Origin of the sequence: Herbaspirillum sp. meg3, assembly GCF_002257565.1 — a bacterium.
Lineage (GTDB): Bacteria > Pseudomonadota > Gammaproteobacteria > Burkholderiales > Burkholderiaceae_D > Herbaspirillum.
In genome coordinates this window covers 5,238,396-5,252,601 of sequence record NZ_CP022736.1, presented here as the reverse complement: position 1 = coordinate 5,252,601, position 14,206 = coordinate 5,238,396, and the positions used below count along the sequence as shown (strand labels likewise).

Below are 14,206 nucleotides of genomic sequence, written 5' to 3'. Positions count from 1 at the left end.
GGCGGCCCAGTTTCCGCACGCGAGTGTAGTCCCTTTTTTTCTAAGGACTTGACCGCATGTCTCACTTTTCGAGATATCGAAAAGAAAAAAATATTCAATGGGAATTAGGCTTGACGACGCCATACGCGATCCATATGCTTGGCAAAAATTTCGGAAATCGCGGCATCAGAAAAGCAGAATGAGAACAGCAACGTCCGATGCTGCGCCGATGAATTTTTCATCCGACCGGGAAGGTTTTTCATGTGACCCGTAAATCCGGACGCGCCTCGCGGCATGTCGGCGACATTGCAATTGCACAGTTCAGGGAGAAGAAAATGGATGGCGAATACTATCTGGGGCAGATCATCACGACGGCGTTCGGTATCGTGCCGAAAGACTTTGCTCCTTGCAATGGACAACTCTTGCCCGTGAATGTCTATCAGGCATTGTTTGCGCTGCTCGGCACGCGTTACGGCGGCGACGGTATCCGTACTTTCGCCTTGCCCGATCTGCGCGGCAGAACGCCGGTCGGCGCCGGAACATCGGTCGACGCCGCGTGGCAACCGTCCCCCTATGAGATCGGCACGCTCGACGGCGCTGAAACCGTGGTGCTCAAAGCCAATCAGGTACCGGCCCACACGCATGACAGTGTCAACGCAGTCAAAACCGGCACCGGCGATCTGCGCACTCCCGTCAACAATCTGCTGGGCGTGAGTTCCGACAAGCAGATCTATGTCACCGGCACGCCTGCCACGAAAGTGAAGCTCGCCGCAAACGCCGTCAACAGCCGCGGCGGCGGTGCAGGTCACGACAACATGCAGCCGTTCCAGGTACTCAGTTTTTGCATCGCGATCAACGGCATTTTCCCGCCGCGTCCCTGATTCAGTTTCGTCCCAACCAATTTTCAGACAGGACCACCTACCATGCCTAGCCCCATGATTGGAGAAGTTCGCATGTTCGCCTTCGGCCGCGCGCCGGTCGACTGGCTCTTGTGCGACGGCAGCCTCAAACAAATCAGCGACTACGATGCCTTGTTCGCACTGATCGGCACCACTTACGGCGGCGATGGCATGAGCAACTTCGCTCTGCCGGATCTGCGTGGCCGTGTGCCTGTCCATCAGGGACAAGGCATGAGCAGATCAGGCGCAATGACTGACCGCAAGCTCGGCGTCAAAGGCGGCAGCGAAACAGTGACGCTGCAAGTCGCGCACATTCCTGCCCATACCCATGCGTTCGAAGTCAGCGGCGATCAGGCCAACAGCCTGAAACCTGATGGCGCTCTGCTGGCAAAAGCGGTCGGTGACACCATTTACGTCAAACCGGAAAACATCAAGTCTGCCGCGCCGCTTTCTACCGCCGATACGACGACGTCCGTCACCGGAGCCTCTGCACCGCATGAAAATACGATGCCGACCCTGGTGCTGTCGTATTGCATCTGCGCCAAGGGATATTTCCCTTCCCGAGCCTAAGACCTCAGACCGGCAAGACCATCAATACAGGAGCATCGCGATATGGCATTCATCGGTGAAATTCAAATTTTCGGGTTCGGCTATGCACCTCCGGGCTGGGCGCTATGTGACGGCGCATCGCTCCCGGTCAGCCGTTTTACGCAGTTGTTTTCCCTGATCGGCAACAACTACGGCGGCGACGGCGTCAGGCAGTTTCAGTTGCCCAATCTGACGGGACGTGCGGCTTGCGGCCAGGGGCAGGGCAACGGGCTGTCACAACGCCGGATCGGCGATACCTTCGGCGCCAACACGGCAGTACTGGCAGCCGAAAACGTTCCGGCGCACAGCCATGGCCTGAACTTCTTCAGCATCCCCAAGACCACCGATCCCGTGACCGGCGTTGTCACGGATCACAGGGAAAACCTACCGGCGGAGGGTTACAGTCTGGCGATACCGGAATCCAAGATCTTCTCTCACACCACCAGCGATGCCAAGATGAGCAACACGCTCGGCAAGATCGATGGAGGAACGGATGCGCACGAAAACCGCCAGCCGTTCGGTGCGCTGGCGTACTACATCATGACCCAGACTGTTGCCGGGGATGGCGTGTTTCCGGTGTTTGGTTGAATTTATCAGGCGGTTGCGGCGATATCCGGCGCGGCAACCGCCCGCCATTCCTCTGGAATGAGGACTTGGGCAGTTGCCGTCGTACGGGAAGTCCGCGTAGTGCGGAGCGGCAATCAAATAGTGCGACTTGGCCGTGACAGGACGAGAGCAATGCAGGGTGCAGCGGCTATGTGAGCCGTTATTTTGCTTACCGCAGCCGGAGATGACGCGTGGGCGTGATTTCTTCGAAATAGTGAGCGCGCGTGGCAGGATTTTGCATGACTGCCTCGTTGCCTAAAATGGTTGTGGTCAGCAAGTGCGGTACGCCGTCGTGGAAACGGCAAGCTAGTGCCGAGTTGCGGTTTCCGTGCAGATCGATCACCGTATCGGGGCCGATTAGTCCCGGTGTCGGTTGTGGCGGTAGCACAATGGCGTCGCCTGGCTCGAGCCACAGGTCTGCCAACCAGATGCGGCGCTGGTGCGGTCGCCAGCGTGCGACGCTGATCACCAATGGCAACTGGCCGTGCGAAAAAAACACATGCGCGAAGTTATGGAACTCGAGATCGGTTGGATTGCGGGGTAGCAATTCCAGACGGCGCTCGGGCTCCAGGTAGGGAGACTGATAGGCGGCCCACTGACCGTAGAGATACACGTTCATATCAAGCCCTCGGTAGGGAAATCGCACGCATTCCTTATCACGCAACAAGGTCATGCCGAAGGCGCGCACAGTTTCCCGGGTGGCCGGCAGCGGTTGGTAGACAACTTCATCGGTATGGAAATTGAAGGAACCGATTTCGTAGGCGTTCGGCTTGCCTGGGTTGATGGTCTTCGGTACACAGGTAACGTTCTCGTATTGCTGGCCCAGCATGCGATGCGGATCTGTCGGCTCGATCACGATCAGGTCGCCGCACTGCTCGGTCTTTTGTTCGCCGACGCCGCGATTGTTGTACAAGAAGGGAAGTTTTTCATCGAGCGGGGTGTTTTTTACCTCTGCGATGAAAAGGATAGGCTGGTCAAAATTTTTGACGATAGGTGTCGGCAGGGCGGTCACGAACGGCTCCCGTGTAGTGAAGGTGGTATAGGTATTGAAATGTTCAAGATGGAATGTCGTCTCGCATGCTACAGGTTGGCCGGTTGATTGCACAGGTTCAGCAATGAGTTCCATTGTGCAGCGACTTGCGGCCAGCGGTAGGCTGCGTTGTTCACGCGCGCATGGGCGGCTTTTGCCAGTTGGCGCCGTTGCTCGGGGTCATCGTAGAGTCGTTGCAAGGCATCGGCCAGGTTATCGGGATCAATCACGCGACCCTGCAGCATGATGCCGCACACCGTCGCAGCCGGTTCCATCAGCAGCGCCGCACCGTGCCAGATTTCGGCACACGCACTGTGACGGGGAACAATTTGCGCACTCATGGTGGCGCCATGCTCGCAGCTGACCAGACCCCAGCCTTCGCCGATGGCCGTGTTGACGCCAACATCGCAGGCGTTGTAGATCAGATTGAGGTGGTGAGATGAGCAGTCGGGGTGCTGGCCGTCGCGGCGAGTAAGTAACAGGCGCCTGCTGATGCCGAGGATCTCGGCATAACGCAGGATATCGATGCCGATTTCTTGCATGCCTGTATGCAGGTACAGGCGCACGTCATCGGGCTTGCCAGCAGCGAAGCGGGCGAAGCCTTCCAGCGTCAGGTCGAGACGCTTGCGCGGTTGATTGCGATTGGCGTTGAGCACCCAGAAACCGTCCCATGCTTGCAGTTCTCCGGGCAGCAGGGCGCAACGTGCGGCGCGTCGGCGGGCATGGTCAGGTTGGTCTGGGGGGCAAGGATGGAAGTCGTCCAGATCGAGTCCGTGCGGAATGACGGATATATTTTGGAATACCGCCCGGGAGGCAAGGCCGATGTGTGCGGCGGCCTTGCAGATGGCGTTTCGTCCAAACTCGGTAAACACCGCCAGTGCGTCCAAACGCAGTAATGGTGCGACCGCATCAGGATGGGCAAATTCACCGTCCACCGGGCAATAGCCGATCACCTTGCTGCGATGGCGGGCGCAGTCGAGCGCGTGGAAGTAACGTTCTATCACACCTACGTCGTTGTAAAGAACGACCGTATCGGGTTGCAAGGTATCGAGCAGTTGCTCCAGGCGCATTTCTGCGAACACGTCGTAGCCGAGCGGATTGTGATGCAAGGTCCAGCCTGCAGCCATCAGGCCGGTCTGCTGGGGATCGAAACAATCGATCCCCAGCACGTGCATGTCGCAATACGGGGCCAGATGCACCGCGATGCCGCAGGTCACGCGCGCCAGGCCGGTTCTTTGACCGGCCTGGCTGACGAGGAGAACGACTGGCTTCAAGCCTCTTCCTCTTGCAGCTCTTCGTCCGCGTCGTGGGTGCCGTCCGTTGTGCTGAGCATTTTTTTGCCGTAGATGAAGTAGCGTGAGACGGCTTCGTAGTTGGCGCGAACGCGTCCAGCCGGAACCAGCTTGAGATCTTCCTGGGCGCCGCCGCTTTGCCCACTTCTGCCGACCATGCAGTAGGAAACAAAGCCGGAATCGCTCGCGCTGTAGCCGGCCAGGAGCTTCCATTGCTCCATCTTGGCGCCGCAACTATCGAGCCAGGCTGCCAGTTTTGCTCTCGGGAAGAGCGGTGCAAATACGCCGAAGATCGACAGCGCACAATAGTATTCCTGCGCTTTTTCGTCGAACTTTGCGACTTCTGCATATAGACGATCGTACATGTCCGTGACCTGGCGGCCCATGGATTCTGCGTAGAGGGTCTTGTTGAGCAGTATCTGATGTGTGCTGGCGTCGAAAAGCACCAGTTGCGCACCAGCCATCCAAGTCTCCGAGGTCGGTGGTTTGGGCATGGTATCAAGCACTGGTACTACGCGACTGGCGAAGGAAATCGAGGTGTTGGCGTGCACCACGTAGTCGCGATCGTGCGAGGGCAGGACGATGGCCTTGGCTACGATGCCGCCATTGATATACTTTTTTAGTGCCAGGGCAACCTCATCAACCTGGTCGCCAGGGAACAGTTGCGAGATTGGCGCAAGTTTGAAATCGACGATACCCGGCTTCTGTTCCAGCGAGGCGTTCCAAGTTTTGAAGGCGTCGCCTTTCCACTGGCCGAAGGCCGGTTTGAGTGCATCAAGAATGGAGTCGTCGCCGCCCGTAGCCTGCACTGTGACGGATCGGTTTTGTTGCCACTTTTGGTCCAGCGTTTTCCAGTTGCTTTCGGATTCTGCCTTGACCGAAGAGAATGCTCCGGCGTATTCGGCAGTTACTTTCAGCTTGACTTCTTCCTCGGAGGAATAATGGCTCTTGCTGACCGAGGTGGAAAAATACAGGCGACCGCCCATGATGACCTTGTCCACGTAGTGGCTGCCGTGTTTGCGGAAGAAAGCAAAGAAAGTGTTCTGGTTCTCAGGGGTGAATTTTTTTGGCAGCTTTTTCATTTCCTTGGCGAAGCTGTCCGTCAGCATCTCTTCGGAATCATCTCGCAACGAGAGTGAGTAGGCCGTGCTGGACGTTTCGGTGAGCGCGTAAAAATAGTCCTGATTGGATTTGGATGTGTGGGAATACGAGGCTTCGATGTGCCCGGAAAAACCGAATGCAGATGCTTCAATATCCGCTTTAGTGGAAAAATGTTTCTGTACTTTTTCGCGCGAAGAAAACAGGTAGGTGTTGCCTACTTTGCCGACAGTTGGGATATGGGAGATGTTTTCCGGGACTGCATAGCTCTTGTCGCCGAGGGTGATGGATGATCCGCCTTTGTCGCCGATCTTGAATAATGCCTTGATGATGGAATTTTGATCGTAAGCCTTGAAGATGTCGAAGCCGTAGCCAACCAAGGCATAGCCGGGGATGGATTCGATAGCGTCGCCACTGTTACTTTTCTGAGTTGATTCGGTATGCATATTGCGTCCTTTTTAACGTCTTGTTGTACTTGCCCAGCCAGGAGATGTGCGGACCATGGCCGGGTCGTCGGGGAGTCAGATTTCCCTGTAGTTGGGGCCGGGGTCGCCGCCTTGATTCCAGGTTTCGTTGTTGTAGCCGACCTTGTCGAGGGTGGCCGAGGTGTACTTGGCCTGTCCGCTGGCATGCAATTCTTTCAAGGCCTGGGCGCGCGCTTTTTGGATGACCGCGCCTTGTTGTTTGTGAATCAGATCGCCTTTTGTCCGATGTTTGTAGTCGCGCTGCCAATCGGAAAATGTGCATCTCAAATGGTGCCATGCCATATCAACGTCCTCCTGTTGTGTTTGGGTGCACGAGGCCGCGGGGCTGTGTGCCGGTTGTCAGTTGGATTGTTTTCATATTCACCTGCGAGGAGAAAGAAGGGGGATACCGTGGCTGTCCGGGATGGAACGACGGTGTGGCAAGTATGTTCGGCGACCTTGAAGTGTGACAGTTCAGAGCAGTATCGCGGCGGTATCAGTTCAGCATCACATACGCACCGGAAGGTCGGGAGTATGTATAAAGAATCAAACAGGCACACACAGTCAGGCGTCCGATCGCCATGGAATCGGACTGTCAGAAAATCCGCCTCGTGCAGACAGGATGCGCTGGGCAGCGCTCTATCCAACTGCATCGGCATGCCCTCTTTTTTAGAACCGGTGTGATGTATCCGACAACTATCAACCTGCCGCCGGCAATGGACGGGCGTATCCTGCTCAATCCGTCGCTGCTCAAGGATCTGCGCAAGAGGCGTGCGCTTAGTCAGGAAGCGCTCGCCGAATTGTGTCTGAGTCGCCAGTTATGCGTTTCCGTGGCTTCTATCAAACGCGCCGAGACCGGCAAGGTTGTCCTGTACCGGACGGCACGCCATCTGGCCACAGTGTTCGACGTCAAACTTGATCAGTTGCTGGTGCCCGTTGCCGCGTCCATGTCACCCAACGAACCGGCGAGAGTCAATACGGGACGGCGCAGCAGCGACCTCGGAATCAATGCAGGTGTAATCGACGATACCGTACGTTACGTGGTCGAGCTGCACGTGGCGTTGTCGTTTGCTTATGCCGTCGATAGTCCGGCGTTGGCCGCGGTGGCGCAACTGGCGCAACAGTTCGGCGGCCAGATACAGGTGCCGTCAGAGCATGCCTTGGTAATCGTATTTGGCTATCCGCAGGCCTATCGCAGCGATGCCGAGCGTTGTCTATGCTGTGCGCTGGCCTTGCAGCGAGAAGCATTCGTCGGTCATGTGCGGGCAATGCTGATTCGCGCCGCGCGTTGGCAAGAGCAACCGTCTCGGCGGCATGACGACGCTTCTCCCCATGCGATACCGGCATGGCCGGCTGCGGGCGGGACAAACGTACCCATCTATGTCACGGATGCGTTGAGCCGGCAACTGGCGACACGCTTCGCATTTGCGGCGACGGCAAAGCTGGACGCCGCCGAGAGGCCGCGCTATTTTCTGTTCGAGCGGGTGCTGGCGCACGATGACATATTGCATCAGCCGCTTATCGGACGCCACACGGAAATTCGCCAATTCAAGGGCGTCATCAACGTTGCCGAACAATACCAGGCCGGCCATTTGCTATATCTTCGCGGCATGGCCGGACTGGGAAAAACCCGCCTGGCTACTGAATTTGCCGACATCGCTCGGCAGCAGGGCTTTGTGTGCCATCACTGCGATATTCTTGATAACGGCACCGATAACTGGCTGACGATTCTGGGACGGCTGGCTTGCAGTCTGCTGGAACTGCCGCATGGCGTTGCCGAGGCGGCAGCCGGTAGCCCGGATATCGTTGACGCGGCCCTGTCCCGGCTGGCGTTGCCGCCGGAATGGCAGATTTTTTACCGCATTCTGGCGGCGGCGCCGTTGGACGCCCGGCAACACGCCCTCTATGCCGAGATGAGTTCAGAGATGCGCAGCCTCAACCTCATCAAGGCCCTGCATGTTCTGATCTTGCATCGGGCGATACGGTGCCCTCTGTTGTTGACGATCGAAGATCTGCACTGGGGCGATACGTATATGTTCGAAGCGCTGGGGACGTTGTTGTCGCTCACGCGTGAAGCACCGGTCGTATGGGTGGTGACGGCGCGCATCGAGCGAGATCCGCTCGATGACGACTTGCGTCATCACCTGGGAGACCTGGCATTGAGCATATTCGATCTGGCGCCCTTGGGCGCTGCTGATGCCTATATCCTGGCGGAGCAGTTCGATGACGTCGATGTCGCGCATCGCCGTCGTTGTGTTGAGCGCGCGCAAGGCAACCCCCTGTTCCTGACGCAGTTGCTTGCCAGTCCCGAGGCCTCGTTATCGGATAGCTTGCGTCATCTAGTGCAATCGCGCCTCGACGATCTTGACGCCAGGCATCGGCGTGCATTGCGCATGGCCGCCGTGCTTGGCAACGATTTCGAACTGGCGCTGCTACGGCAAGTCATCGGCGATTCGCAGTATCAGCCGCACGAGGCCGGCCGCAATTGCCTGGTGCGCCGGAGCGGTGTGGGCCGCTACCGTTTTGTGCATGACCTGGTGATGCATTGCATTTACGATGCAATCGAGCCGGTGCAGCGTCAGCAGTTCCATCGCACGGTAGCGGAGTTGTTCCGCCACAGCGATCAGCGGCTGTATGCGCTGCATTTGCACCGCAGCGGCGATCCGGCTGCAGCCGAGGCGATGTTCGATGCCGTCGATAGAGCGCTGGCCGACTATCGCTTCGACGTGGCGATGGAGATGTGCGAGTTATCTGCATCGGGTCAGCCGGATAATGCCCCGCACAATGCGCGGCTGCCGACATTGCGCGCGCGTGCTGCTGTCGGCCTGGGACAAATCGAGTCGGCACGGGGCTATTATTTGCGGGCGTTGGAATTGACTGTCGAACCGCGGGAACGGCTCGCTCTGGTCACCGGTCTGGCCGCCGTGCTCAATATGCTCGATGAACTCGACGAAGAGCAGCGCCTGCTTGATATCGCCATTCCACTGGCGCGCGAGCTGCATGACGATGCCGCGCTGGCGCGGTTGTTATGCTTGAAAGGAAACATGTGTTTTCCGCGTGGCGAATTTGCTGTTGGCCGTCGCTTGCACGAAGAAGCGGCACGCTACGCGCAATCAGGCGCAGCGGTGGAAATCGAGGCGCAGGCAATGAGCGGAATTGGCGACTCCTACTACGCTCAGGGAAAAATGCATACGGCGTACCGTACGTTCAGCCGATGCCTTGCCATGTGTCGCGAGCACCGTTTTCTCAATCTGGAAGCATCCAATCGCAGCGCGCTGGCTTCGGTGCTGATCTATCTCGCTCAGCCGGTGACTGCTATGGAAAATGCGCTTAGCGCGGTGCAGCTTGCGCGCCAGGTTGGCCATCATCGCGCTCAGATGGTGGCGCACCTGACGGCCAGCTGGGTCTTGCTTGGGTTGGGGCAGGCCGAGCAGGCGGAAGAGGAGATCGAGGGGGGACTGGCCTTGAGCCGTTCGCTCGGTGCAGTACGGTTCGAACCGTTTCTGATGGAGGGGATGGCGCGCGCATTGTGGCAACAAGGCCGGCAGGATCAGGCAAAACGAACAATTATTACAGCGGCAGAAAAGATCGATCGTTTGCAGTTGCACGGCTTTATAGGGCCTTGGGTATTCGGCACGCTGGCATTACTGACCGATGACCGCGATGTACGCCGGCAAGCTTTGGTGCGTGGCGAAGCTATTCTCGGTCGAGACTGCGTGGCGCACAATGCGTTTCGTTTCCTGGTGAATGCTGCGGAAACGGCATTGCTTGATGGCGACGCTGCGGCTGCTATCCGATATGTCGACAGGCTCACACCATACACCGAACTTGAATCCTGCCCCTGGCTGGAATACCACACGTCGCTGTTGCGGCAATGCGCAAAGCGTCTGCAAAGCGACAACGAGCAAATCCGGGCCGCGTTGGTCAGCCTACGCATGCAGGGGCAGGCCTATGGCTTCTCGCATAGCACGCCGCGCCTGCATCTCCTGCTGGAGAGCTGGTAGGCTGACCGGAATGATCAGGGTCGCCTGTGCCGCTACTGCTGAGACAAGTTAGAACGGATAAGCCCGCGCCGACGTCTGCACCGTCACCCAGCGCAAATCCGTAAACGCTTCAATTCCCGCCTTGCCGCCGAAGCGGCCGATACCGCTGCTCTTGACGCCGCCGAACGGCATCTGCGGTTCGTCATGCACGGTCGCGCCGTTGATGTGGCAAATGCCGGACTCGATGCGCGCCGCTACGCGCAGGGCCCGGGCCGTGTCCTTGCTGAACACCGCCGACGACAGACCGTAGTCGTTGTCATTGGCACAGGCGATGGCGGCGTCTTCGCCCTCCACACGCACGATACCCTTGACCGGGCCGAAGGATTCTTCGCTGTAGATATCCATCGCGGGCGTCACATGATCCAGCAGCGTCGCGGGGATCAACGTCGACTCGGCCTTACCGCCGCACAACAGCTTCGCACCCTTGGCCAGCGCGTCGTCGATCAGCGCATTGCAGCGGTCGACGGTTTTTTGATCCACTACCGAGCCGAGCACCACCGGCCCCTTGCGTGGATCGCCCAACGGCAGGCTCGAAGCCTTGGCCGCCAGACGTGTGACGAAGTCGTCGGCGATCTTGTTGTCGACGATGATGCGTTCAGTCGACATGCAGATCTGGCCCGAGTTGGCGAAGGCGCCGAAGGCTACGCCGTTGACCGCGACTTCCAAGTCGGCGTCATCCAGCACCACAGCAGGCGCTTTGCCACCCAACTCCAGCACCACGGGTTTGAGATATGTCGCGCACAGCATCGCGATGATCTTGCCGACGTGCGTGGAGCCGGTGAAGTTGACGCGGCGCACAGCCTTGTGTGCGACCATTGCCTCCACTACGGCGGCGGCATCGGCCGGTGCGTTGGTGACAAAGTTGACCACGCCCTTGGGCAGGCCGGCTTCCTGCAAGGCTTCGATGATCAGGCCGTGTGTGGCCGGGCACAACTCCGATCCCTTGAGCACCACCGTATTGCCGCAAGCCAGAGGCACGGCAATCGCGCGCACGCCGAGGATGATCGGCGCATTCCACGGCGCCATGCCCAACACCACACCGGCCGGCTGGCGCACCGCCATCGCCAGGTTGCCGGGCAGGTCGGAGGGGATCACTTCGCCGCTGATCTGCGTCGTCAGCGAGGCGGCCTCCAGTAAGGTATTGGCCGCGAGATGCACGTTGAAGCCGGCCCAGATTGCCGATGCACCGGTCTCGCTCGCCATCGCCTGGACGAAGGCATCGGCCTTCGCTTCCAGCGCATGCGCCGCCTTCATCAGCAAGGCGCGCCGCTCGCCGGGGCCGGTCGCCGCCCATCCCGGGAAAGCCGCTGCCGCTGCTTCCACCGCCTGCACCGCATCGGCCACGCCGGCTGCCGGTGCGATGGTGGCGACTGCGCCATCCAGTGGATTGCGTCGCTCAAACGTTGCACCATTCTTGGCCTGGGTTTGTTCGCCGCCGATCAGCATCGCTATCTTGTTCATCGTTGTCTCCATTCAGTTATTCGTTGCATTGTTTGTTCGGACCTTGTCTATGCCACTTCCACATCAATCAGCATCGGCTTGTGCGTATCCTTGCGGCTCAATGCCATTTGCAAGGCATCACGCAAGGCCGAGGCATCGGCCACGCGCAGCGCGGTGCAACCTTGTGCTTGCGCCAGTCCGACAAAATCGATCGCCGGCAGTTCCGTACCTTGCACCACGTCCGTCGCACTGAAACCAAACACCGGCGCAAAGTCCTGCAGCGCTGCATAGCGGCCGTTGTTGAGAATCACAAAGGTGATCGGCAATTGCATTTGCGCCGCGCTCCACAGCGACTGGATCGAATACATGCTCGAGCCGTCGCCGAAGATACCGATGATGCGAGCGTCGGGCTTAGCCAACGCGACACCCAACGCCGCCGGCATGCCGTAGCCCAAGCCGCCGCTATCCATCGTAAAGAATCCCTCGCTCTGCGTGATCGGCAGATAGTTCTGCATCACCGAGCGCGCGCTCGGTGCTTCTTCCACGATGATGTCGGACGGCTTGCGCAACTCTGTCAGCGTCTGCATCACATACGCCACCGACAGTGGCGATGTTGGCTCTGCACGCGGACGAGGTACACGCGGCGCGGGTAAAGGACGTGTCGGCGGCGCTACGCGCGACAGCAGATCCAGCACGCTCAGACGGATACTGCCGACCGCCGCCGTGCCCGACGGTGTCCACGCCGCCGTGGTCGGATCATCGGTCAGCTGGCACAGCACCGCGCCCTGCGGCAGATGCGGCCCGTTGCCTTCCACGTGATACGTAAAAGCCGGTGCGCCCAGCGCAAAAATGCAATCGTGACCGTCGAGCAAGCCGACGATTTTCTCGCGCATCGCCGGGAGGAAGCCGGCAAACAAGCGATGGTCTTCCGGAAAGCTGCAACGTCCCGACATCGGCGCCGCAAACACGCGCGCGTTGTGACGCTCGGCCAGTTGCACCACTGCGTTCCAGGCATTGTCGCGATCCACCGCCGCGCCGACCACAAAGGCAGGGCGCTTGCTCGCATCCAGCATCGCGTCGATCTGATCCAATACAAAAGGCTCGGCGCGCAATTCGGTGCTCACCGTGCGCGGCGCCAGCAACTCCGCCGGCTGGTCCCAGTCATCCGCCGGAATCGACACCAGCACCGGCCCGCGCGGCGGCATCATCGCGATGTAATACGCGCGCGCAATCGCCAGCGGCACATCCGCCGCACGCGCCGGCTCCACGCTCCACTTCACGTAGGGTTTGGGCAACTCGGTCGCCTGCGCAGAAAACAGAAAAGGATCGAACGGCAGAATCGAGCGCGCCTGCTGACCCGCCGTGATCACCATCGGCGTGCGGTTCTTGAAAGCCGTGAAGATGTTGCCCATCGCATTGCCCACACCCGCCGCCGAATGCAGGTTCACCATCGCCGCATTGCGCGTGGCCTGCGCATAGCCGTCGGCCATACCGACCACCACCGCCTCCTGCAAGCCCAGCACATAGCGGAAGTCCTCCGGAAAATCGCGAAACATCGGCAGCTCGGTCGAGCCCGGATTACCGAACACCGACGTCATGCCGACTCTGCGCATGAAATCCAGCACCGCGTCGCGCACAGTGATGGTTGAAGACGGCGTGGTGGAAGAAGATGTGCTTGATGTCGCCGCAGCGGCCTGCGTGGATTGGGAAGTACTCACCCTGATTCTCCTGGTTTCAATGTAGGGATTGCGGTGTCATGAAGCGCAGTCCGGCCGCACGACAGCTGCAGCAAGTATGAAAGCCCAAGCCTTGTTTTGAAATTGCCTTTTGGGATAAAAGACATTACTCTTTCGCATGACTTTCGATCTGCGCCAGCTCACCGCTTTCACTACCATCGTCGCCACCGGCAGTCTCGGCCGCAGCGCCGATGCCCTGCACGTGACCCAGCCCGCACTGAGCCGCACCATCAAGCGTCTCGAAGAACAAGTCGGCGCACCGCTCTTTGAGCGACACTCCAAAGGCATGCAACTCACCGCCATCGGCAAGGCCCTGTTGCCGCACGCAACGCTCCTGCTGCGCGAAGCCCAGCACGCCGCTGAAGAGATCGACGCCATGCGCGGCCTCGTCAAAGGCACCATCCGCGTCGGGGCAGTCGGCAGCATCGCCAGCATGGTTCTGCCGCTCGCCATCGGCGAAGTCCTCAAGAAGCACCCAACCCTCCAAGTACAAGTCATCGAAGGCGTCTGGGATCGCCTCACCGACGCCCTCATCACCCACGAAGTCGACCTCGCTCTCGGCATGGCCGTCGACGATACGGAAGAGATTTGCGCCATCAGCGACTGCCGCTGGGAAGACACCAGCTACGTCGTCGCAGCAGCCGACCACCCGCTGCGCCAGAAGAAAAATCTCAGCCTCATCGACACCCTCTCGCAACCCTGGGCGCTGCCACCGCAAGGCACCGGCCCCTACGAGCAGATGCAACAAGTCTTCCACGACCACGGCCTGCCCATGCCCAACAGCGCCGTAGAGACGCGCTCGGTCATGGTGCTGAAGAGCCTGGTGACACGCTCAGGATTCCTGAGCTGGATGCCCGCCCCGATGTTCGAAGTGGATCGCAAGGCGCAACTGATTACTGCACTGGAGATTGAAGGTGCGACGGGGACAAGAACGCTGACCGCGTTCCGCCGGAGGCATGGGATTTTGCCGGGGCCGGCGGTGAGGTTGTTGGAGGAGTTGAGGGTGTTGACGGTGAAGGGTTAAACATCTG

The 14,206-nt window shown here is 59.3% G+C and carries 11 protein-coding genes; 5 read left to right on the top strand and 6 right to left on the bottom strand.

Annotated features, from left to right (window positions below; all coding sequences use genetic code 11):
- The first annotated feature begins 242 nt into the window (after positions 1–242).
- Genes hmeg3_RS23650 through hmeg3_RS23640 form a run of 3 tightly spaced genes read left to right on the top strand, consistent with a single transcriptional unit; the run spans position 243 to position 2,054 of the window.
- On the top strand, positions 243–860 hold the full coding sequence (locus hmeg3_RS23650; RefSeq protein ID WP_232511788.1) for a phage tail protein: 618 nt from the start codon (positions 243–245) through the stop codon (positions 858–860).
- 42 nt (positions 861–902) lie between these two features.
- A complete protein-coding gene (locus hmeg3_RS23645) occupies positions 903–1,448 on the top strand; it encodes a phage tail protein (RefSeq protein ID WP_094565890.1) in 546 nt (181 codons plus the stop codon).
- 42 nt (positions 1,449–1,490) lie between these two features.
- A complete protein-coding gene (locus hmeg3_RS23640) occupies positions 1,491–2,054 on the top strand; it encodes a phage tail protein (protein WP_094565889.1) in 564 nt (187 codons plus the stop codon).
- A gap of 187 nt (positions 2,055–2,241) precedes the next feature.
- On the opposite strand, the gene hmeg3_RS23635 is transcribed toward hmeg3_RS23640, so the two are convergent.
- From hmeg3_RS23635 to hmeg3_RS23620, 4 genes are all read right to left on the bottom strand, one after another.
- Positions 2,242–3,084, bottom strand: a complete 843-nt coding sequence (locus tag hmeg3_RS23635; protein WP_232511787.1) for a hypothetical protein — start codon at positions 3,082–3,084, stop codon at positions 2,242–2,244.
- Positions 3,085–3,152: 68 nt separating this feature from the next.
- Positions 3,153–4,376, bottom strand: coding sequence for a glycosyltransferase (locus tag hmeg3_RS23630; RefSeq protein ID WP_094565888.1), 1,224 nt, complete (start codon positions 4,374–4,376; stop codon positions 3,153–3,155).
- Complete coding sequence (locus hmeg3_RS23625; RefSeq protein WP_094565887.1) at positions 4,373–5,938, bottom strand: MAC/perforin domain-containing protein; 1,566 nt, start codon at positions 5,936–5,938, stop codon at positions 4,373–4,375. The genes hmeg3_RS23630 and hmeg3_RS23625 overlap by 4 nt, the downstream gene beginning before the upstream one ends.
- A 75-nt stretch (positions 5,939–6,013) precedes the next feature.
- On the bottom strand, positions 6,014–6,259 hold the full coding sequence (locus hmeg3_RS23620; protein ID WP_094565886.1) for a hypothetical protein: 246 nt from the start codon (positions 6,257–6,259) through the stop codon (positions 6,014–6,016).
- A 380-nt stretch (positions 6,260–6,639) separates the two neighbouring features.
- Between hmeg3_RS23620 and hmeg3_RS23615 the strand changes: the two genes are divergently transcribed.
- A complete protein-coding gene (locus hmeg3_RS23615) occupies positions 6,640–9,960 on the top strand; it encodes an AAA family ATPase (RefSeq protein ID WP_157739336.1) in 3,321 nt (1,106 codons plus the stop codon).
- A 48-nt stretch (positions 9,961–10,008) separates the two neighbouring features.
- Here the strand turns inward: hmeg3_RS23615 and hmeg3_RS23610 are convergent, their stop codons facing one another.
- Together hmeg3_RS23610 and mdlC are read right to left on the bottom strand one after the other, a co-directional pair.
- On the bottom strand, positions 10,009–11,460 hold the full coding sequence (locus hmeg3_RS23610; protein ID WP_094565884.1) for an aldehyde dehydrogenase: 1,452 nt from the start codon (positions 11,458–11,460) through the stop codon (positions 10,009–10,011).
- Positions 11,461–11,507: 47 nt separating this feature from the next.
- The gene (mdlC, locus tag hmeg3_RS23605; protein ID WP_094565883.1) at positions 11,508–13,157 is read right to left on the bottom strand and encodes a benzoylformate decarboxylase; all 1,650 of its coding nucleotides are present in this window, start codon (positions 13,155–13,157) and stop codon (positions 11,508–11,510) included.
- Positions 13,158–13,293: 136 nt separating this feature from the next.
- Here mdlC and hmeg3_RS23600 point away from each other — a divergent pair, with 136 nt between their 5' ends.
- Positions 13,294–14,199: a LysR family transcriptional regulator gene (locus hmeg3_RS23600; RefSeq protein WP_094565882.1), complete on the top strand. Its 906-nt coding sequence runs from the start codon at positions 13,294–13,296 to the stop codon at positions 14,197–14,199.
- The last annotated feature ends 7 nt before the right edge of the window (positions 14,200–14,206 follow it).